The following is a 20,076-nucleotide window of genomic DNA, read 5'->3' on the forward strand; positions in this document are numbered from 1 at the left end:
GTTATTTCAACAGGTCCAGTGTGCGGGACAGCATGGTACGGGTGCTTTGCATGGTGTTGAGGTTGGCTTCGTACGAGCGTTCGGCTTCGCGCATGTCCATCATCTCCACCATTGAATCCACGTTGGAAATTTTCACATAGCCCTGTGCATTGGCCGCTGGATGAGACGGGTCATACTTCGTCTGGAAGTCAGACATGTCCCGGCCGATTTCCTGCACATCGACGGTGGAACGATCAGTGTCGTTGTCCACGTGTTCTGCGAAGGTGATGGTTTTTCGTCGGTAGGGATCCGCGCCGGGTGTGGAGCCTGTCGTGTCTTGGTTGGCAAGGTTTTCGGCCACAATCCGCAGGCGCTGGGCCTGAGCATCCATCCCGCTGGCAGAAATGCCGATGGTGTTGGAGAGGTTCATGGGTCAGCTCCCCTTATTTGCCGAGAACTGTCTGAAACATGCTCATGTATTTTCCGTAGATATTGACTGCGAGATGCTGCTGGTCGCTCACGTCTGCCACCTGTTCCATCTGCTGATCGAGGGAAACCTGGTTGCCATCCAGAGACTGCTCGGTTTCAACGTCTTGCACATGCGTGACGGAGGCTGATGAGCCGATATGTTGAGGCTGCGTCGCCGTGGGCGTGATCTCGAACTGGCTTAATGCTGCTTCAAAAGGGGAGACATCCTTGGGTGTGTAATCAGGGGTATCTGCATTGGCGATGTTACCTGCAAGAACCTGCTGACGCGCCTGAAGCCAGTTCAGACGGTCCTGACCAAGGGCAAACAGGTTTGTGCCACTGGTCGCTGTGGTGTCCGTGTTGCGCATTGCTGCAGTTTCCCTCCATGCAGAACCCTGTTTCGGCCCGATAGAGTTGATCATGGCGGAAAGTGCTTAATGAATGGTTGATAGCATCCATGATTCTCCGGCCTCCGATGATAATCGGGGGCGTGATGAGCAGAATTCCAGCCGCTATTAGGCGTCTATTAATCTTTGTCCGGCACTCTTTTCCAAAGTGAAGGAAATACGGTGCCATGACCCTCCATGACGGTTTAACTGCCTGTTCGGCGTTGATGTTCATAATTGTGCTTCTTGTCTGTCTGAAGCCTTTGCTGAAGCTCGCCAGTTCGCGCCGGGGAGGGCATGGAAAGTCCGGTGCGGGGCTGTCTCTTGTGGGACAGATGGCCTTGGATCGGACCCGGCGACTTTCAGTCATACGGTACGGTAGCCGTGAGGTTCTGGTACTGACTGGTGGCAGTCAGGATGTGCTGCTGGAATGGCGTGGTGACAGAACCGGTTTTGCTGCAGCACTGGAGGAGGCTTCGTGAAGTCCTGCCTTCTCCTGTTTGCGCTCCTGCTCTGTCTGTTGTGCCCGCATTTGGCATATGCTCAGGCCGTCAGTATTGATCTGGGGCAGTCCGGCGGGGCTGGAACGACCAGCAGGCTGGTGCAGCTTAGTGCTCTCATCACCGTTTTGTCGCTTGCCCCCAGTCTTCTGGTGATGGTGACAGCCTTTACGCGGATCGTGATTGTGTTGTCGTTGCTCAGAAGCGCACTCGGCGCGCAGGGCACGCCGCCGAACACCGTTCTGATCGGGTTGGCGCTTTTTCTGACGTTATTTGTGATGCAGCCTACGCTTCAGAAATCCTGGGATACAGGCGTTGCTCCCATGATGGCGGGGCAGGTTGGTGAGATGGAAGGGTTAAGCCGGTCTGCGCAGCCTTTTCACGATTTCATGGCGGCGACGGCGCGGCCAGCAGACATTTCAACCTTTTTGAATATTGCCCATGAAAAACCACCTCAAAAGATTGAGGACACACCATGGCGTGTTCTGGTGCCTGCATTCATGATTGGAGAATTGCGGCGCGGTTTTGAAATGGGGTTTCTGCTGTATCTGCCATTCCTCGTCATTGATCTCGTTGTGTCGAGTGTTTTGATGAGCCTTGGCATGATGATGCTCCCCCCCAGCACAGTGTCTCTACCATTCAAGTTAATCTTTTTCGTGATCGTTGATGGCTGGTCGCTGGTGGCGGGGAGCTTGGTAAGAAGTTTTACCGGGTGATCAGTTCGTCGTTCCAGCGGCAAGGCCTGCGCCGCGTGGATCAGTGTTTCCGTGGCAGTTATTGCCGTCAGTGCACGTTACTGCGTTGACGCGACCTGCGCCGGAATGGGCAATTTCTGCCCCCTGAGTTGCAGCCCGTGCCGCATCGCCCACAGCATCCGCAGCGTCATTCTGGCCAGATGCCGCAATCGCAGCCTTCAATCCGCGACGGTCTCTCAGAATTGCCGCTGCGAGGAGGGGGCGAGGTGTCGCGGCGGGAGATGCACCAAGCACGATGCCAGTGCTGCCAGCGATACGGCCTGTTCCAAACAGATTGTTCTCGCTCAGGCTGCAAGCAACGGCCATGCCATTACGGTCCGTGACGACAAAGGATGTGGAGGCTGGAAGTGCAGGAAGCGTGCCGCTGCCCGTCTTGCCGTTATCCAGAGCCGCCTGTGCGGCAGCGACATCCGTTGCGCCCGAAGCGCGCCAGGCGCTGACAGCACCCTGGGCTGATGAACCGGTTGTATAGCGAATGGCTGCGCCAAGGCCACCATCAGCGGGTGGTGCAAGGAACGAAGCGCTGATGCCGTTGGACTGTGTGGTGAGAGCGACCGTCTCGACCGGGAGCGTTTTCCGCAGGTCACTGGTGTTGAGACCCCCACCAGCTTTTTGAGCAGCCGTACTGTAAACGTCTGCAAGGGCACCATTATACAAATCACCAATGCCGGCCGAACGGATACGCTCCAGGAAGCCAGCCAGGCGAGGCTGGATCAGATTATCACCAGACGCCAAGGTTCCTGCTTCGCCACGTCCGAAAATAGCGCGGGCATTCTCGTCAGCCAGAAGGGCCGTCCGCACAACTGCCAGATCGGAGGCAAGAGCGCGACTGACGGTAATGCCATTGCTGGCAAGGTTCATCGAGGGGGCGATCAGGTCGTTGAATTCAACCGAGCCATAATGGTGATGGATCAGGAACAGGCCGCGAAGCGTAGCGGGAGTAGATGCCGGGCGATTGCCGCCCACACTGCTGCCAGCGGCGGGCAGGAAACTGATGCTCTGTGCGGGCGCGCCGGGCTGGGATATGAGGCATGCGCCGCCTCCACCCAGCGATGCGCGGGAAGGAAGGGTCACGCCAAGTGCAATGGCTGTGGCCACTGCCGCGTCGGCAGCATTACCTTTGCGTGCCAGAACGTCATGCCCGACCAGCGCTGCCTGTGGCTCGTCAGCGACGACTGTGCCGATGCTGCCTGTAAGAGCCGGGGCAGGAGCTGTGCCCACGAGGGACGTGAAGCCAGGAATGCTTGAGCAGGCAGTCAGCAGAAGCCCTGAGGCTACCGAAGCCAGAAGGTGGAACGACACGCGGCTTGCCTTACGGGAGCCGCGGAGGGAAATCTGGTTTCGACGGTGCGCCACCTGGCGTTTCTCCACTATCTGGTCTCGGGTCCGGCAGGTGAGATGCTCTCTGTGTAGAGAGACCCCACATTCAGTTTGCTCAGTCATAACGGTAATCCCTCTGTTGTGGGAGAGGTCTTGGGCGCTTCTCTTTGTGACAGTCTTTCATTAATGGCCGCGGACAGTTACGGTGCCGCGTCTTCTGCAATCCGGAGCCTTCTGTGAAACATCGCCTGTCCGCAACGGTTTTCGCCGTTTTTGCTGCGCTTTCTTCCTACGGGAATGCTGCGATGGCCGCTTCGGGAAGCCCCTCAGAAAACTTTACGCCTGCACAGCGTGCCGAAGTGGTTCAGATCCTTCGCCAGGCTCTGAAAGAAGATCCTTCCATTCTGACGGATGCCATCCGCTCCCTGCGAGAGAAAGCGGAACAGCAGAAGCAGGATTCGGCTCTTGAGGCTGTAAAAACGCATCTGCATGATCTGCAGACGGCTCCTGACTATGCTGTTCGCGGTAATCCGCGCGGAAAAATTACCGTGGTGGAATTCTTTGATCCGCGCTGCTCATATTGCCGGGCCATGATGCCGGAAGTTGATCGTTTTCTGGCCCGTCATCCAGATGTCCGTCTGGTTGAAAAGGTTATTCCCGTTCTGGGAAGCGGCAGCGTGCTGGATAGCCGGGCTATTTTCGCTGCCAGCGCGCAGGGGAAATATGACGTGATGCGACAGGCCCTGATGGCAGATACCACCAAGCCGACCATGGAACGGATTACGGAGCTTGCGAAGGCAAACGGTCTGGATGCCGATCGCCTGAAAGCAGACATGAGCTCGCCGGCAACTGTCGCTCTGATTACGGCCAATCTGGATCAGGGGCGTGCGATCAATCTTGACGGGACGCCGACGTTTATTTTCGGTTCGGCTGCCGTCGCTCCGGGCGCTCTCAATGAAGAGCAGATGGAAGCCTTCCTGAAGCAGGCTAGAAAATCCTGAATCCTTAAGAGAAGCTCTTCGGAGCCGAAAGAGCCGTCGCAGGAAATGTGGAAAGCGTAAATTTCGGATCCCAATTAGTGCCGTAATTGAGTGCCATATGAACATGGAGGCGTTCTCGTGAAGATCGTCTTCCGTGTAGCAAGGCGGAAACTTCGCCACTGTCCGTTCACATGCTGGCGGACTACGATGCAGGTCTCTTACAGTTGAAGAAGCTGGGCTTTCCCAGCTTTTCTTGCCCCAAGGTATAACGAAACTGTTCTCTTTGTTCCCGTCTGAAAATAGCTCGTCACGTCTTTCTGGCTCTCCTTCAGGAGGACAGCCTTTATTGATGGGCATCTTGAATGTTACGCCGGATTCGTTCTCTGATGGCGGTCATTTTCAGGCCCCGGAAACAGCGCTGGCACACGCTCGGGCCATGCTCACTGATGGCGCCGACATTCTGGATATCGGGGCGGAGTCAACGCGACCCGGTTTTCGCTCAGTACCGGCGGATGAGGAGTGGGCACGGCTTGAGCCGATTATTAACCGTCTTGCGCCTGAGGGTGTTCCAATCTCGGTCGATACAACGAAAGCTGTGGTCGCTCGGAAAGCCCTTCAGGCCGGGGCGCGGGTCATTAATGACGTCTGGGGCTTTCAAGCCGATCCAGATATGGCGTTCGTGGTGGCAGACAGGGGAGCCTCAGCGGTTCTCATGCACAACCGGCACGATTGCGATGATCAACTGGACCTACTGGCGGACTGGCGCCGGTTTTTTGATCATTCACTCAATCTGGCTGAGAAGGCCGGGGTAAATAAAGACTTCCTGATTCTGGACCCGGGAATTGGTTTTGGAAAAACACAGGATCAGAACGTCCAGGCCGTGGCCTCCCTTGGTATTCTGAAACAGGAGTATGGTCTGCCGGTCCTTCTGGGGCTCTCCCGGAAGTCTATGTTTGGATATCTTCTGGGCCGTCCTGTAGACGAACGGCTGGCGGGAACCCTGGCTGCCAATCTTTTCGGTGCAGATGCTGGTGCTGATATTCTGCGTGTTCATGACGTTCGGGAGCATGCAGATGCGCTGGCAATGCGCCAGATCCTGAAGGACTGTAAATGATTACCGCCCCGCTGACTGCCGTCTTCGTTCGGGATCTTTGTTTGTTCGGCTATCATGGCGTGTTGCCGGAAGAGAACCGGATCGGGCAACGCTTCATCATTGATATCGAGATTCGTGCAGATCTCTCAGGGGCTATCGAAACAGACGACTACCTTCAGGCCGTCTGCTACGGCACTTTGTGCGATATCGCTTCTGACATCGTGACCGGAAAGCCCATGGGCTTGATAGAGGCCCTCGCGGGACGGATTTCTGATGAGGTCTTGAAGCGTCTGGGTCGTGTTGAGCAGGTTCTTGTGACCGTACGTAAGCCGTCTGCACCCGTGCCCTATCCGGTATCGGAAACCGCGACGACAGTTGAGCGCCAGCGGGTTCATGAGGTTGCGTTCTCGCTGGGCGCCAATCTGGGAGACCGTGAGGCAATTCTGGCAGTCGCAACAGATTGCCTGTCTCTGGAGAGCGGCTTGCAGCTTCTGAACGTCTCCTCCCTGTACGATAGTGCACCGTGGGGTGGGATCGATCAGCCGGGATTCGTCAATCTGTGTGTAACGGGTCAGACAACGCTGCGTCCTCATGCGGTGCTGACGATTTGTAAGCGGATTGAGCGGGAGTTGGGTCGGCAGCCGGGTGTCCGCTGGGGCGCGCGGGCCATCGATATTGATCTTCTTCATTATGATGAATGCAGTATTTCTGACCGTGTTTTGACGCTGCCGCATCGCCATCTGTTTGAGCGGGCGTTTGTTCTCGAACCTCTGGCGGAAATAGCGGCAGAGCGTGTGATTGGTGGACGTCGGGTGGCGGACGCGCTAGCAGTCCTGCCTCGAACCAGCGGAGATGTGACCCGGCGTGACCCGGATCGTGCCGCTTCGGGGAACGAAGGAGCCTGAAACCCGACATGACTGACCGGAACGCCACGGCTGCAAAAGCCAGCAATGAAGATCTGCGCCCGCTCGAAGGCTTGTCTCGGCCTGCCGATGCGCAAGAGCGGATTGCGGGCGCAGTTCGTACAATTCTGGAAGCGATCGGGGAAAATCCGGAACGAGAGGGCTTACATGACACGCCTCAGCGCGTGGCAAAGATGTATCTGGAAGTGTTCGAAGGTCTGTATGAAGACCCGCGCGATCATCTGAAGACGCAGTTCTCAGCAGACCAGCATCATGGTGCTGTTATCGTCAAAGATATCCATTTCCATTCCATGTGTGAGCATCACCTTCTTCCGGTGCACGGTAAGGCGCATGTGGCCTATCTGCCGGCAGGGGGGCGTTTGACGGGCCTTAGTAAGCTGGCGCGCGTTGTGGAAGGTTTTGCTCGACGTCCCCAGTTGCAGGAGCGCCTGACCGATCAGGTCGCGCAGGCCATGGAAGATGTACTGGCGCCGGAAGCTGTGCTCGTTGTGATTGAAGCCGAGCATATGTGCATGAGCATGCGCGGTGTACGCTCGCCTGGTTCCACTACGGTTACAATGATTGCCCGTGGAACCTGGAAGCATGACCATGCAGCCCGTATGGAGATCCTGTCTCTTCTGCGAAGCTGAAAGGCTTTAAAGATCCGATATGCTCATGTCTGCCCGGTTCCACCAGCAGGCTTGGGCAGCGCGCTCGACTTGCGGAAGATAGAATGAGGGATCGCCGCTGAGCTTGACCGTGTTGGTCGGGGTTTCTTCAAGCTCAATTTCATGAACACGAAGCTTTCCGCCCTGATCGGCCAGAATAGCTGTCAGCTTGGCAAGCAGAAGCGCGGTCATGACTTCGGTTGTGGGGTCGCCTGGCGTGACGACGATCCTGCGTGCGCGTTCAGGCTCGTGATCCCGAAACCATGCCAGCAGCGGGTCTTGCTCCGATAGCTGCAAAGCATGGTCGAGACTGTTGTCCACGAAGTCATGCCAGCGGGTTTTGGCCTCTGCGAATGGCAGGATCATGTTCTGGTGACCATCCAGCCGTTTTTCGTCAACGGGCCGGAGTGTCACCTTCACATATTCATTATGCCCATGGGGAACCGCACACTTCTCACTGGTGCCAGTAATAAGCCTGTGGCCCATGCAGAAACGGCGCGTAAAGACGAGTTCTGCGGTCATGCTTTGCTCTCGCAATAACGGCGCCAGCCTTCAGCACGGAGCTGGCAGGCCGGGCATGTGCCACAGCCATAACCCCAGGCGTGCTGATGTGTGCGATCTCCCATATAGCAGGAGTGGCTCTCCTGATTGATAAGATCTACGAGCGCTTTTCCGCCGAGTTCTTCCGTCAGATCCCAGGTTTGAGCTTTGTCGATCCACATCAGGGGCGTGTGCAGCACGAAGCGCTGGTCCATGCCCAGGTTCAGGGCAACCTGCAATGCTTTGATCGTATCGTCGCGGCAGTCCGGGTAGCCCGAATAATCGGTTTCACAGACGCCCGTAACGATATGCTTGACGTTGCGACGATAAGCCAATGCGGCTGCGAATGTCAGGAAGATCAGGTTGCGACCCGGCACAAAGGTATTGGGCAGACCACTTTCGTTGAAGCCAATTTCAGCTTCTCGGGTCAGAGCGGTCTCGGACAGGGCACCAAGGGACGCCAGATCAATGGTATGATCTTCACCCAGCCTTGCTTTCCATTCTGCAGAATGGGCTGCCATCTGCGCGCGCAGTGTGTCACGGCACTCAAGCTCGACAAGATGTCGTTGTCCGTAAGCGTAACCTACCGTCTCAACACGATCGAAACGGGAGAGAGCCCAGGCGAGGCAGGTTGCTGAATCCTGGCCGCCAGAAAACAGGACGAGGGCGGCGTTGCTCATGGAATTCCGATCATCTTGTGAGTTTGCAGGGAAAGGCGCCACCGCGGATGTGCCAGACAATACGCAACAGCAGCCTGCGTGTTCTCCAGGCGGTTAGGTCCGTCCATTGGCTGCAACCAGAAGTGCTGGAAGGACAGCGTGTCGAACAGTTCGGGTTGAAGCTCGATTTGTGGATATACAAGCTTCAGTTCTGAGCCATTTTTCTGGACCAGGGCGCCACCCGGTTTGGGGCTGACACAGATCCAGTCGATCCCGTCCGGTGCGGCGATTGTTCCGTTGGTTTCAACGGCAATCTCAAACCCGCGGGCCTTCACGGCAGTAATCAGTTCCGCATCCAGTTGGAGAAGTGGCTCCCCTCCCGTGAACACAACATAACGGCGGCGCGAAGCATCAGCGACGCTTTGCCAGCATTGTTCGATCGTATCCGCCAGAGTGGCAACGTCCTGAAAGCGGCCGCCTCCTTCACCGTCGGTTCCAATAAAATCCGTGTCGCAGAAGCGGCATGCTGCCGTTTCACGGTCCTGCTCTCGGCCTGACCATAGGTTACACCCGGCAAACCGGCAGAATACCGAGGCGCGACCCGTCTGCGCACCCTCTCCCTGGAGGGTGACGAACATTTCCTTCACAGCATAAGACATGACCGCAGCATTTCGGCGAGGACGCGGCCAGATGCAAGGGAAAACATTCTTTTATCTGCGGACAGATGTTTCGACGGCCCGCAGGGGTGGGCAGAAACGTCTTTCATGGTAGGGAGAAGCCCATGGAAGACAGCAACTCCCGTACTCCCATACTCGATCTGGCTCCGCAGAAGGGATTCGGCCGTATCCGGGCCGCATTGGATGACCTGAAGGCCGGCTTTCGGCTGCTGCCATTGGCTGTTGCTCTTGGCTGGCTGGACATCAAGCTCCGATATCGCGGGTCAGTGCTGGGGCCATTCTGGCTGACACTTTCGACCGCCATCATGACGGCAGCCATGGGGGTGGTATACGGCTATCTTTTCCATATGGATCTGCCGCATTACCTGCCGTTCCTGTCGCTTTCAATTGTATTGTGGGGATATATCAGCGGCGTCATAAACGATGCTGCGACGGCCTTTACGCAGAGTACATCGCTGTTTCATGCCAGACGGATTCCCGCCACGCTGCCGGTCATTCGACTGATTGTCCGTAACGTGCTGATGTTGCTCCACAACGTTGTTGTCATTGTCGTTGTGTTCGGCATCTATCACGTTTGGCCGAAGCACAGCTGGAGCCTGCTGCTGAGTGTGCCGCTCTGGCTGCTGGACAGCTTTTCGATCATTCTGCTGATCGGGATGCTTGGAGCGCGTTTTCGAGATATCGCACCCATCATGGCGTCACTTCTGCAGATATTCTTTTTCGTCACACCCGTGATCTGGAAACCGGATCTGATCTATGTGGGACGTCAGTACCTTCTTTTGGATCCGTTCTACCCCATTTTGGAAATCATGCGTGGCCCATTGATGGGATACGAAGTTCGGCCCGTCCTCTGGTATGCTGCAATCGGGCAGGGCATTCTTCTTTGGGGGGGCGCCGCTGCGCTGTTCTGTCGTATGCGCGCCCGTATTCCGTACTGGATCTGATAGAATGCCAAGTATTGTCGTTGATCAGCTTCGGATCGATTTTCCCCTGTATCATGGGCAAAGCCGCTCGTTGAAGCGGCATGTCGGGGACAAGCTTTCCAGTTTTCGTCCCGGCTCTCCGGCGGCACATCTGGTGCAGGATGGCCGGGAGCGGACCATTGTCAGTGTTTTGCAGGATATCAGCTTTAGTCTTGCCCCCGGCGAGCGGCTGGGTCTGATTGGACGCAATGGCGCGGGCAAAACCACGCTTCTCCGTGCGCTTGCAGGCATCTACGAACCTGTACAGGGGCGTGTCCGGCTGGAAGGCTCGATTGGGACGCTGCTGGATAGTAGCCTTGGCATGAACACAGAATTGACTGGGCGTGAGAATATCCGCCTGTTCGGCCTGCACGGCGGTCTTTCCACGCAGCAGACGGCTCAGTTGGATCGGGATGTTGAGGCATTTGCAGATCTGGGCAGCTATATGGATATGCCTGTCAAAGCCTACAGTTCAGGAATGACGGTTCGCCTGGCTTTTGGTTTGGCAACGGCCATGACGCCACAAATTCTTCTGATGGATGAATGGTTTTTGGCTGGCGATGGTGCCTTTATGAACAAGGCAAGAGAACGGCTGGAAGGCATGGTCCAGCATGCAGACATTCTTGTGATTTCGACCCATCAGCCAGACATCATGCGGAAATGGTGCACACGGGTTATCTGGCTGGAAAATGGGAAGATCCGGATGGATGGTCCTCCAGATGAGGTGCTGGAAGTTTATCTGACGGCCTGATTGCCTTGGGATCAGGCCGTAATATCCAGGTCCCTGTGGTTGTCTGTAGCGTCAGACGGGCTGTTCGTCGTTGTTTCAGAAATGATATTGCCCGAAGAATCCGTAATCGTGGTGGTGACAGAGCCATCGGCGTTTGTCGTCGTGGTTGTCTCTTCGGCCGAAGAGGAGGGCGTCGTGTTCGAGCTCTGATTCGCGGCTGTGCCATAGAGCGTCGATAGATTGGAAACTGCGTCAAGAGAGGAGATGGAAGACATAAATTGCATCCTGCAAAGATGAGGGATGCTTAGAGTGTCTGCCTCGCCGGTTAGGGATTTCTTACGAAACCGATGGCTCTTTGTAGCCAAGCGTAACACTTCTTTCCATATACGAGAAAAACGGAAAAGCTCTATGCTTGATAAAGATAGAATTTTTAGGGGGAGTTAATCAGCACCACTCTTTGAAGAGTGGCGCGAGTGACGGGGCTCGAACCCGCGACCTCCGGCGTGACAGGCCGGCGCTCTAACCAACTGAGCTACACCCGCAAATCGCTTTAGGCGATTTTTGGACCGTCCGTTCGGGGCCGTGTTGGCTTCCTCTCGGTCGGTGGCGGTGATTTAGCAGTGTGCTCTGGGGGTGGCAAGAGCGTTTTTAAAAAAAATGCTTTTTTCGAGCAAAAAAAATGACTTGCAGGAAAAACGTGAGGTGCGAACAGTGTAACTGTTTGAAACGTTTGGTGGATGTGTGCCGGAATGTGGGTGTTGAAGCGACTGGGAGCCGTTGGGCTGCTTGCTGTGGCTCTGTCGGCTTGTGCGCCGACGGGGCCGCATCAATGTAAGCTGTATATCAGCGGCGTCATGCCAATCATTAATAGCTCGGGATCTCCGATTGTCAGGGCTGGTATCAACGGTCACCCAGCCGCACTCATCATCGACACAGGGGCTGCTACGTCGGTTATTGGAAGCTCCTACATTTCGCCCCTTGGACTGGAAGTTATGGGCCCAGTGGGCACTATGACGGGTGTGGGGGGAAGCGAGCTTGTTCAGGCTGTTATGATCAAAAGCTTGGAAATGGGGCCTTCCAGCGCCAGAAATATTGTCACCATTGCAGGTGGAAAATTCGGGGAGAAAGCTGACGGCCTTCCGGTGGTGGGTCTTTTCGGGCAGGAGTTTCTTGCCAATTACGACACAATCGTCGACATGCCTGATCATGTTGTCCAGTTGGTTCGCACCGAAGACTGCGCGGTTGCAACGCCAGGATGGGAAGGCACAATCCACAAAATTCCTGTCACCCATTCAGCTAATGATGGGTTGAAAACAAGGCTGCAGATCAAGATCAATGGCAAATCAGCCGATGCTGTTCTGGATACCGGGGCCTCTTCCAGCCTTGTGACAATGAGCGTTGCACGGAGGGCAGGGGTCACTCGAGCGATGCTGAGTAACGATCCTGTCTTTCCTGGCTATGGTGTTACCCGCGAACCGATAAAAATTTATCGACATCTCTTCTCTACGTTGGAGGTAGGAGATATCGCATTCAAGAATATCAGGCTGGATGTCGTTGAAAGCCTTCCGGGCAGTGAGGCTCTTCTTGGGAGTGATTTCCTGAAACACTATCGGCTCTGGATTTCTCGGGATGATTATCTTTACGCTCAGCACGATAAAGACATCCCTGCTGGAGAGGCTGATCAGAGTGCGGCTCGACAGCCGTAACTCTGAAATATCCGCGAAGTGCTGTTAACGGAGTATCAATCAGTCACGGGTAAGACAGTCCTTCATGTCCTTTGTGCTGTGCACGGTGGGGGCAGGTTCTGTTTTGACTGGGTGATCTGGAATGTCTTTCTCGCGCGAGCCCGTAAGCACTAAAAGTAGCGGCATAACTCTAGCGCTGCTGTGGATAGGCCTGCTGTTCCCCATGCTGCTTCTTTGTTGTGCGGCATATTGGCGTGTGCGAGGAATGGCAGGAAGCGTGACGGGCAACAGGCTCTTCGAGTTCCTTGCGCCTGACGCCTTAATTTTCCTTGGCATAAGCCTCTCTGGTATCCTGATTTTCTTTGCAGTCTTTCGTCCAGTTCAACAGCTTGCACAGGCTGCGCATCAACTCGCAGATCAGGGCATTCCTCCCTCTATAACGGTTCCAGCTCTTGATGGCGTGCGCGAGCGTCTTCAACGTCTTCAAACTGATCTGGAGAGAAGTCAGAGGCAGGTTGCTGAAGCACAGACTTCCGCCCGTCATGCTCAGGAAGAAGCCAGTCGGTCACAAAGCGAGGCGATGACTGAAGCCCGCTCGCGCGATGAAATGATCGAGGTGCTCGGGAGTGCCTTGAAAAATCTCAAAGCAGGGCGTCTTGACCAGAAACTGGAAGAGGCATTCCCGGAAAAATACGAACGGTTGCGGCGAGATTTCAATGAGACACTTGCGGACCTTCAGAAGATCCTGGTGTCTCTAAACGATAGTGTAGGAACGATTTCTTCTGGATCTGCCGAGATTGCTTCTGCCGCCGATGACCTCGCCCGTAGAACGGAACAGCAAGTCAGTCGTCTTGAAGAGACAACACACTCCGTTGGAAGTGTGACCGAGACAGTCAAGAAAACCGCAGATGCGGCGATGCACGCAAGTATTGTAGTTACCCAGACGCGGGAGCGAGCTGAGAGCTCTCGTGAAATCATGGCTGCTGCAACGGCTGCGATGCTGGATATTCAACAATCGTCCAAGCAAATTGGTCAAATTTTAGGACTGATTGACGACATTACGTTTCAGACAAATCTCTTGGCGTTAAATGCAGGTGTCGAGGCGGCACGGGCGGGAGAAGCAGGGAAGGGATTTGCTGTTGTCGCCACTGAGGTCCGGGCTCTTGCACAGAGATCAGCCAATGCGGCGAAAGATATCAAAAATCTGATTACATCCAGCACTCAGCAAGTCGGCAAAGGGACAGCACTCGTTCAGGAAACTGGTGCCGCAATGAAGACGATCGTTGAGAATGTCGGCGAAATCAGTGTCCTGATTGGCGAAATTGCGACTGCAGCGCAAAGCCAGGCAAATGACCTCTCTGAGATAAGTCTGGCCGTAAATCAGATGGACCAGAATACTCAGCAGAATGCTGCGATGGTCGAGCAAGCGACCGCGGCAAGTCATAACCTTAGTGAAGAAGCCAAGGAGCTGGTGCAGATTGTTCATCATTTTCATGTTGGGGAGCGTGACTTGATCGGAACCGGACGCCATCAGACCGACTATAATTTGGTGCCATCGTCACCACTATTCTCGACGGATGATTTTCAAACATCTGATGAAGGCTGGGAGGAATTTCGGTAATGGCGGCGCTTTGTCTCCCAGAAGATATGGGGACTGTATTTGCGGTAACGCTTTTGCAGGAGCTTAGAGAGCAATCGACAGACATTACGTTGAATGCTGGAAGCGTTAAACGCCTGGGAGGACGATGTTTTGAAGTTCTACTTTCAGCTCAGAAGACAGCTCATGCCCGGCAGTCTCGTTTTCTAATCCAAAACCCATCAGCCGAATTCACGCAAGCATTGGAAACGATGGGTGGAACCTTCTTGCTAGAAGAAGGCGATACGCCATGAATATTATGATCGTTGATGATTCCAGAACAATCCGGGATCTTTTGCGGAATGTACTGCAGTCGGCAGGGCATATCGTTTGTCTGGCAGAAGATGGTGTGGATGCTCTGGCACAATTAGTAGAGTTTGATCCGAATATTATTATTACAGACCTGAATATGCCACGGATGAATGGACTGGAGCTTGTCAGAAAGCTGCGTCTTGAAAAGAAAACACAATATTTACCAATACTTTTTTTAACGACCGAAGGAAGTCCAGAAGCTCGGAAGGAAGGTCGTGCAGCTGGCGCGACAGGATGGATAGTAAAGCCATTCACTGCGGACCGTCTGCTTGAGACTATTGAGCGTGTGTCACCATGAGTGAGAATGGCTCTATGGATGAATTGGAAAGCATTCGTCAGGTTTTTTTCGAAGAGTGCGGAGAGCATTTATCTGCACTAGAAAATGAACTTGAGACGTTTAACTCGTCTTCTGAAAAAATTAATACGATTTTTCGGGCTGTTCATTCCATCAAAGGGGGAGCAGGTGCTTTTGGCATGGAAAATCTGGTGCGCGCTGCTCACCTGTTTGAAACAGTCCTTGAGAAAATCCGTTCAGGGCAATGCAGCATCGATCAGGATAAAATTGCAATATTTTTGAAAGCAACGGATTCTTTAGCTGATATTGTCGCTTTTTATCGCTTAGGGACACCATTACAAAACCAGGATGATGTCTGGAGGGACCTTAGCCTGTGCTTGGAAGATAATTCTGCGTTATGTGCACAGCCAGAACTGAACCCGACCATCCTGGAAGACATAGATGGAATTCATTTTCAGCCTGTTAAGATAGATATCGATGTTCCAGTGGAGAACACCTTTTATATTGAGGTGCAGCCTTTATTTTCGTTGTATTCTCATGGCGACGATGTAAGAAATCTCTTCGAATTTTTACAAAAAAAGGGTTTTCTTTCTGTTGAAGTAGAGCCCCATAAAATTCCACTTTTGGACGCATTCGAGCCGGATGTGACATATTTACAGTGGAATATTACCTTAAAGACTTCTGAGGGCAGGAAAAATATTGAAGAAATATTTGAATGGTCAGGAGAAGATCTTAAAGTAGGATTTGTCGATTTTTTTCATAAGGAAAATACCCAAGAAAAAGTGGCTAATCCGTTTGTGGGAGACGAAAATCTCGAGGGTAGTTCAGTTGTATCGCCTGTAATTTCCCCGACTTCGAAAGCTGAATATAAAGAAAACCCTACAGTTCGTGTTGATACGCGCAGAGTAGATAAACTCGTAGATTTAGTAAGTGAATTGGTTATTAATCAAGGAGCTATTCGCACCCAGATGCAATCATACGGTATCCAGCCAGGTTCTTCGCTCGATGCAGTAATCGCGGAGTTAAATCAACTCACCCACGAATTGCAAGAAAATGTAATGGCAATGCGCGCACATCCTATCAGGACTGTTTTTCAGCGCATGGGAAGAATTGTGAGAGAGACAGCCCGTCTTTCTGGAAAGCAGGTCCTATTGCATATAGAAGGTGAAGAAACAGAAATTGATAGATCAATACTTGAAAAGCTTTTTGATCCATTGATGCATATGGTTCGCAATGCAATAGACCACGGCCTAGAAAATGCAAATGTCAGAAGTATGGAAGGTAAAACATATGAAGGAAATCTCTATTTGAGAGCTTTTCATCATTCTGGCCGCGTTATTATTGAAGTGGAAGATGATGGTTCAGGGTTGAATTGTAAGAAAATTTATAATAAGGCCATCGAAAATAAAGTTATTTTTCCTGGAATTCCTATGGAAAAAGAAGAGATTCAAAATTTAATTTTTTCACCAGGGTTTTCTACAGTCGAAATTGTTTCGGACTTATCTGGCCGTGGTGTAGGGATGGATGTTGTAAAAAATTCAATATCAGATATCGGCGGGAAAATTATAATTTCTTCTAAAGAAAGAGAAGGGACTAAATTCTCTATTTCTCTTCCTTTAACTCTTTCTGTTTTGGAAGGATTGATTTTTAAAATAAATAATCAAAAATTTATTATACCTGTCCCGAATGTTGTGGAAGCTTTTGTATTTAATAGGAAAAGAACTTTTAAAATTTCAGAAAAAAAATGGGGATATTCATATCGTGATGAAATAATCCCGATAGACGTCAGTGAAGAAAATGAAATTTTAGATAAAACAAAAAAAGAAACAATATGTATTGTAGTTGAAAATGAAAAAAAATCAAAAGTAGCTATAATGGCTGATGAAATAATAGACCAATCTAGATTTGTGATTAAATCTATAGAAAAAAATTACAAGAAAATATCAGGATTTTCATTATCTAGTATTTTGGGGGATGGGAGTGTGGCGTTAATTGTCGACGTAGATTCTCTCACGAATTGTTAATTGAATTAAGAAATATTATTGACGAGGTGTAAGAGGAAGTATGTCGCAAATTTTGATTTTTTCATCGAACAATCAAGAGTACTCCATTGATATACGTTGCGTAAAAGAAATAAGAAATTGGATTAATTCGACACCTGTCCCAGATTCTTCAGAGTTTCTTGAAGGCATCATTAATATCCGTGGATCTGTCATTCCTTTGATTGATTTCTCGAAAAAAATTAATGCTTCTGGTATGAAACATGAAAAAAAAGCAATTATCGTTGTGGAGGGAAATAATAAAATAATTTCATTCTCTGTGGAGGACGTTTTAGAAATATTAGATTTTGAACAGGAGAATTTGAAAGATTTTTCTAACTTAAATTTAAATGAAAATTGTTCTTTTTTCGAGGGAATTATTAATTTAGATAATAGAAATATTTTTAAAATAGATGAATCGTTGTTCATAAAAGATTGTATCAATGGAGACTAAAAATAAATTCTTAATAAGAGAAGACGAATTTTTTCTTATTTCAAAAATGGTTAAGGAATTAACCGGAATTTCTTTAGGAAAAAGAAAAAATAATCTTATTATTTCAAAAATATCAAGTAGAATAATGGATAATAATATTAATGGTATTGAGGATTATTATAAATTTATTAATTCCAGGAGAGGAAATGATGAAAGGATAAAAATAATTTCTGACATTACAACAAATGTAACTGAATTTTTTAGAGAAAAGAAACATTTTAATTATTTAGACAGACTTTTGCGGCATGATTTTTATAGGGAAGCTTATTCAGGCGAAGAAATTCGTATTTGGTCTTCTGCATGTTCTAGTGGAGAAGAGGCGTATTCTGCCGCAATGACGGCAGTTGAGTCGTTGAGTGGCTTGCCTTCAAAAACAATTAAAATTCTTGGTACTGATATCGATCAAGAAATGATCGGGAAGGCGAGAAGCGGAATTTATTGTAAAAATCAGGCTCCCAAAATTCCTTCAGAAAAATTTAACAAATTTTGTGTAAACAATACAGATACGTTCTCTATGTCGGAGAATATCAAAAACTTAATAACCTTTAAAATATTAAATATTACAAGGGATTGGCCATTTCGATCAAAATTTCATGCGATTTTTTGTAGGAATGTTTCAATTTATTTTGACAAACAAACAACAGATCTTCTCTGGAAGAGGTTATCTAGCCGAATTCATCTTAATGGTGAGATTTATATTGGACATTCAGAGCGAATACCAAATTCTCAAGAGTTAGGACTTCGGCCCATTGGAACGAATGCGTACAAAAAGGTCTTATGATACGGTTAGATTACAAAGTTTCAAACTTTATGTCGTCTCGGCAACCAATTTCAGTTTTGGTTGTAGATGATTCTTTGACAAGTCGAGCGCTCATAACGCTGTCGCTGAAGCAAGACAAACGGGTTCAAGTGGTAGGAACTGCAAGTACACCACTGGAGGCACGAGATCTGATTGTCAGGTTAAAGCCAGATGTATTAACCTTGGATGTTGAGATGCCGGGGATGAACGGTTTGCAGTTTCTCGAAAAGATCATGCGCCTACGTCCGATGCCAGTCGTCATGGTCTCCAGTCTTTTGTCGCCTTATGGAGAAATCACAGAGCGGGCGCGCCAGATGGGTGCTGTACGGTGCTTCTCCAAAATACCTGTACTGCATGGAGAAGACTCTTTCTCTGGGTTGGCAGACGTTGTGGTTCAGGCGGCATTCTGTAGACCGGGAGGACATGCAAAGGCTCCTTTAATTGAAGAGGAGGCCCAAAACGTCATTGTGGCAATTGGCGCGTCTACAGGGGGGGTTGAAGCGCTTTCTGAAGTGCTGGAAAGTTTCCCGGTTGACTGCCCGCCTACGGTAATTGTGCAGCATATGCCACAGCAGTTTTCGGAGAACTTTTCTCGACGCCTGAATTCAATTTCACGCCCACAAGTTGGTCTAGTTAAGGATTTTTGCCGACTGGAACGTGGGAAAGTTTTGATTGCACCGGGCGGGCCGGCACATACAGAAATTTCTCAGGCCGAAAAAACTGGTTCTTATGTTTGCCGTCTGGTTTCCCAGCCCCCGAGGAATGGTCATCGACCTTCGGTTGACGCTCTTTTTTTCTCTGTGGCTCAAGCCGCTGGTCCCCAAGCCGTTGGCGTGATTTTGACAGGGATGGAAGCTGACGGCGCTAAAGGGCTATTGGCCATGCGAGAGGCGGGCGCCCGAACGATCGGCCAGGATCAACAGACGTCAGTCATTTACGGTATGCCGAGAGCCGCATTCGAGTGCGGTGCTGTGGAAACGCAACTTCCCTTAAGTGAAATCGGGCCTGCTATTTTGCGGCTAGCTGAGCGGCATGCAATGGAGAATTATCAATGATTTCTGCCTCATCCATGTCTGTTCTTCTTGTGGATGATCAGACATCTATTCGCTCGTTGTTGAGGAATAGTCTTGTTCAATTAGGCTTTGTCAAAGTTTCTGGGGTCCGTAACGGACTGGAGGCTCTTGACCATCTGAAGGCTAATGCAACGCATCTGATTATATCAGACTTCAATATGCCAGATATGGATGGTCTGGAGTTGTTGAAGGCAGTTCGCTCTTCGCCTGCGTTTGGGAAAACGGGGTTCATCATGTTGACGGGCCAAGCGAACAAAGAGTTGGTGCAGCAGGCTATTTCGGCTGGAGTAAATAATTTTCTGGCTAAGCCTTTTACAACGAGTTCGTTAAAATCTCGGATCGAGGCAGTGTTTGGCCCAATCTGTGGAGCTTGACCCCATGGCTCAGGTCGAGCTGGCTGTTTTACTGGAAGGAATGGCAATGCAGTACGCGAAAGCATTCTCAGAATGCAGGAGCCTTGAGGCAATTATGCTTGATGCTTGCTGCCAAAAAGAGGGTACTTCCCTGCAGGGACTGGATGTTCTGATGCAGGAATTGGAGCAAATGAGCGTGTTGTGTCATCGCCTTTCAATGCAGTCAGATGTGCAGAGTGTGCAAATTTCTGACCGCGCGATTGAACATTTGACGCTGTCTCACCTTCGCGGATTGCTCAGAGGGCGTCCTATTGCCTCATATGCTCCTGGCGCTGATATAGAATTATTTTAGTGTCCATTTAGCTTGGTTTACTAGCGTCTCCCGGCTGAGAATGAACCATTGTCCGATGCTTCTGTAGGCCACGGAGAAGTTGTTCCGCGTCTGAGGGGGTAAAGACGAAACCGACGGGACCGTATGCAGGGTGTTGAAAGGCCAGTAAGGACCCTTCAGTCAAGGCATCAATCTGTAAAGCCCAGTTCGTTTTATAAACAGGAGCGAAGCGGGCACCTTCAATGGGCGCTGGAGGGCGTTTCTCTAATAGCGCGGTGCGGGCCATCCCGAGACTGGTAATCAACTGGGTAAGTTGGGCTTCATCCAGCGAAATGTCACCGGTCAGGCCACTTCCATCCAAAAAGGAGAGGATGATCTTCTGCCCGTCTTCTGAGCGGGTTACCTGCATGCGCGGGTTATTAGTCATCTCGAGCGCCTCTT

General features: G+C 51.1%; 26 protein-coding genes and 1 tRNA gene. 18 read left to right on the forward strand and 9 right to left on the reverse strand.

The features are described from left to right. Window position 1 precedes the first annotated feature (1 nt). Complete coding sequence (gene flgC, locus KP708_RS06370) at window positions 2-409, reverse strand: flagellar basal body rod protein FlgC (RefSeq protein ID WP_046900069.1); 408 nt, start codon at window positions 407-409, stop codon at window positions 2-4. 13 nt (window positions 410-422) lie between these two features. After that, window positions 423-815: a flagellar basal body rod protein FlgB gene (flgB, locus tag KP708_RS06375; protein ID WP_046900068.1), complete on the reverse strand. Its 393-nt coding sequence runs from the start codon at window positions 813-815 to the stop codon at window positions 423-425. Window positions 816-1,021: 206 nt separating this feature from the next. Here flgB and KP708_RS06380 point away from each other — a divergent pair, with 206 nt between their 5' ends. Both KP708_RS06380 and fliP read left to right on the forward strand, forming a co-directional pair. Beyond that, window positions 1,022-1,315 carry a flagellar biosynthetic protein FliO gene (locus KP708_RS06380; RefSeq protein WP_215749186.1) on the forward strand — a complete coding sequence of 98 codons (294 nt, stop codon included), beginning with the start codon at window positions 1,022-1,024 and terminating at the stop codon, window positions 1,313-1,315. After that, window positions 1,312-2,049 carry a flagellar type III secretion system pore protein FliP gene (gene fliP / locus KP708_RS06385; protein WP_215749184.1) on the forward strand — a complete coding sequence of 246 codons (738 nt, stop codon included), beginning with the start codon at window positions 1,312-1,314 and terminating at the stop codon, window positions 2,047-2,049. The genes KP708_RS06380 and fliP overlap by 4 nt, the downstream gene beginning before the upstream one ends. On the opposite strand, the gene KP708_RS06390 is transcribed toward fliP, so the two are convergent. After that, a complete protein-coding gene (locus tag KP708_RS06390) occupies window positions 2,050-3,444 on the reverse strand; it encodes a gamma-glutamyltransferase (protein ID WP_215749183.1) in 1,395 nt (464 codons plus the stop codon). 200 nt (window positions 3,445-3,644) lie between these two features. Between KP708_RS06390 and KP708_RS06395 the strand changes: the two genes are divergently transcribed. The 4 genes from KP708_RS06395 to folE all read left to right on the forward strand — a co-directional run bounded on the left by KP708_RS06395 (window position 3,645) and on the right by folE (window position 7,033). After that, window positions 3,645-4,409 carry a DsbA family protein gene (locus KP708_RS06395; RefSeq protein WP_371822667.1) on the forward strand — a complete coding sequence of 255 codons (765 nt, stop codon included), beginning with the start codon at window positions 3,645-3,647 and terminating at the stop codon, window positions 4,407-4,409. A 328-nt stretch (window positions 4,410-4,737) separates the two neighbouring features. Beyond that, entirely contained in the window at window positions 4,738-5,502 is a 765-nt protein-coding gene (gene folP / locus KP708_RS06400; protein ID WP_215749181.1) for a dihydropteroate synthase, read from the forward strand. Further along, entirely contained in the window at window positions 5,499-6,386 is an 888-nt protein-coding gene (gene folK / locus KP708_RS06405) for a 2-amino-4-hydroxy-6-hydroxymethyldihydropteridine diphosphokinase (protein ID WP_215749179.1), read from the forward strand. The genes folP and folK overlap by 4 nt, the downstream gene beginning before the upstream one ends. 8 nt (window positions 6,387-6,394) lie before the next feature. Further along, window positions 6,395-7,033: a GTP cyclohydrolase I FolE gene (gene folE, locus KP708_RS06410; protein ID WP_046900061.1), complete on the forward strand. Its 639-nt coding sequence runs from the start codon at window positions 6,395-6,397 to the stop codon at window positions 7,031-7,033. A gap of 6 nt (window positions 7,034-7,039) precedes the next feature. On the opposite strand, the gene KP708_RS06415 is transcribed toward folE, so the two are convergent. Genes KP708_RS06415 through queE form a run of 3 tightly spaced genes read right to left on the reverse strand, consistent with a single transcriptional unit; the run spans window position 7,040 to window position 8,909 of the window. After that, window positions 7,040-7,573 (reverse strand): 6-carboxytetrahydropterin synthase, encoded by a 534-nt coding sequence (locus tag KP708_RS06415; protein ID WP_215749177.1) that lies wholly within the window; start codon window positions 7,571-7,573, stop codon window positions 7,040-7,042. Beyond that, window positions 7,570-8,271 (reverse strand): 7-cyano-7-deazaguanine synthase QueC, encoded by a 702-nt coding sequence (queC, locus tag KP708_RS06420; protein ID WP_064273714.1) that lies wholly within the window; start codon window positions 8,269-8,271, stop codon window positions 7,570-7,572. The genes KP708_RS06415 and queC overlap by 4 nt, the downstream gene beginning before the upstream one ends. Next, complete coding sequence (queE, locus tag KP708_RS06425; RefSeq protein WP_215749175.1) at window positions 8,268-8,909, reverse strand: 7-carboxy-7-deazaguanine synthase; 642 nt, start codon at window positions 8,907-8,909, stop codon at window positions 8,268-8,270. Before queE ends, queC begins: the two co-directional genes overlap by 4 nt. Before the next feature lie 122 nt (window positions 8,910-9,031). On the opposite strand from queE, the gene KP708_RS06430 reads away from it, so the two are divergent. Both KP708_RS06430 and KP708_RS06435 read left to right on the forward strand, forming a co-directional pair. Then, window positions 9,032-9,871, forward strand: coding sequence for an ABC transporter permease (locus KP708_RS06430; protein ID WP_215749173.1), 840 nt, complete (start codon window positions 9,032-9,034; stop codon window positions 9,869-9,871). Between the two features lie 4 nt (window positions 9,872-9,875). Then, on the forward strand, window positions 9,876-10,640 hold the full coding sequence (locus KP708_RS06435) for an ABC transporter ATP-binding protein (RefSeq protein ID WP_215749171.1): 765 nt from the start codon (window positions 9,876-9,878) through the stop codon (window positions 10,638-10,640). Window positions 10,641-10,651: 11 nt separating this feature from the next. On the opposite strand, the gene KP708_RS06440 is transcribed toward KP708_RS06435, so the two are convergent. After that, complete coding sequence (locus tag KP708_RS06440) at window positions 10,652-10,894, reverse strand: hypothetical protein (protein WP_215749170.1); 243 nt, start codon at window positions 10,892-10,894, stop codon at window positions 10,652-10,654. Between the two features lie 190 nt (window positions 10,895-11,084). Continuing rightward, a tRNA-Asp gene (locus KP708_RS06445) sits at window positions 11,085-11,161 on the reverse strand. Window positions 11,162-11,368: 207 nt separating this feature from the next. On the opposite strand from KP708_RS06445, the gene KP708_RS06450 reads away from it, so the two are divergent. The 10 genes from KP708_RS06450 (at window position 11,369) to KP708_RS06495 (ending at window position 19,656) form a co-directional block, all read left to right on the forward strand. After that, window positions 11,369-12,325 carry a retroviral-like aspartic protease family protein gene (locus tag KP708_RS06450; protein WP_215749168.1) on the forward strand — a complete coding sequence of 319 codons (957 nt, stop codon included), beginning with the start codon at window positions 11,369-11,371 and terminating at the stop codon, window positions 12,323-12,325. Window positions 12,326-12,581: 256 nt separating this feature from the next. Next, window positions 12,582-13,925: a methyl-accepting chemotaxis protein gene (locus KP708_RS06455; protein WP_371823797.1), complete on the forward strand. Its 1,344-nt coding sequence runs from the start codon at window positions 12,582-12,584 to the stop codon at window positions 13,923-13,925. Next, on the forward strand, window positions 13,925-14,194 hold the full coding sequence (locus KP708_RS06460) for an STAS domain-containing protein (protein ID WP_215749166.1): 270 nt from the start codon (window positions 13,925-13,927) through the stop codon (window positions 14,192-14,194). Before KP708_RS06455 ends, KP708_RS06460 begins: the two co-directional genes overlap by 1 nt. Further along, a complete protein-coding gene (locus KP708_RS06465) occupies window positions 14,191-14,550 on the forward strand; it encodes a response regulator (RefSeq protein WP_215749164.1) in 360 nt (119 codons plus the stop codon). Before KP708_RS06460 ends, KP708_RS06465 begins: the two co-directional genes overlap by 4 nt. Next, window positions 14,547-16,571, forward strand: coding sequence for a chemotaxis protein CheA (locus KP708_RS06470; RefSeq protein ID WP_215749162.1), 2,025 nt, complete (start codon window positions 14,547-14,549; stop codon window positions 16,569-16,571). Before KP708_RS06465 ends, KP708_RS06470 begins: the two co-directional genes overlap by 4 nt. A gap of 40 nt (window positions 16,572-16,611) precedes the next feature. Beyond that, complete coding sequence (locus KP708_RS06475; protein ID WP_215749160.1) at window positions 16,612-17,040, forward strand: chemotaxis protein CheW; 429 nt, start codon at window positions 16,612-16,614, stop codon at window positions 17,038-17,040. Further along, entirely contained in the window at window positions 17,030-17,860 is an 831-nt protein-coding gene (locus KP708_RS06480) for a protein-glutamate O-methyltransferase CheR (protein ID WP_215749158.1), read from the forward strand. The genes KP708_RS06475 and KP708_RS06480 overlap by 11 nt, the downstream gene beginning before the upstream one ends. After that, complete coding sequence (locus KP708_RS06485; protein WP_305798408.1) at window positions 17,857-18,933, forward strand: chemotaxis response regulator protein-glutamate methylesterase; 1,077 nt, start codon at window positions 17,857-17,859, stop codon at window positions 18,931-18,933. The genes KP708_RS06480 and KP708_RS06485 overlap by 4 nt, the downstream gene beginning before the upstream one ends. Continuing rightward, the gene (locus KP708_RS06490) at window positions 18,930-19,325 is read left to right on the forward strand and encodes a response regulator (protein ID WP_202206336.1); all 396 of its coding nucleotides are present in this window, start codon (window positions 18,930-18,932) and stop codon (window positions 19,323-19,325) included. The genes KP708_RS06485 and KP708_RS06490 overlap by 4 nt, the downstream gene beginning before the upstream one ends. Before the next feature lie 4 nt (window positions 19,326-19,329). Next, window positions 19,330-19,656, forward strand: a complete 327-nt coding sequence (locus tag KP708_RS06495; RefSeq protein WP_215749156.1) for a hypothetical protein — start codon at window positions 19,330-19,332, stop codon at window positions 19,654-19,656. Between the two features lie 7 nt (window positions 19,657-19,663). On the opposite strand, the gene KP708_RS06500 is transcribed toward KP708_RS06495, so the two are convergent. After that, on the reverse strand, window positions 19,664-20,062 hold the full coding sequence (locus KP708_RS06500; RefSeq protein ID WP_252347247.1) for a hypothetical protein: 399 nt from the start codon (window positions 20,060-20,062) through the stop codon (window positions 19,664-19,666). Window positions 20,063-20,076 lie beyond the last annotated feature (14 nt).

Source organism: Gluconobacter sp. P5H9_a (assembly GCF_018812085.1).
Lineage (GTDB): Bacteria > Pseudomonadota > Alphaproteobacteria > Acetobacterales > Acetobacteraceae > Gluconobacter.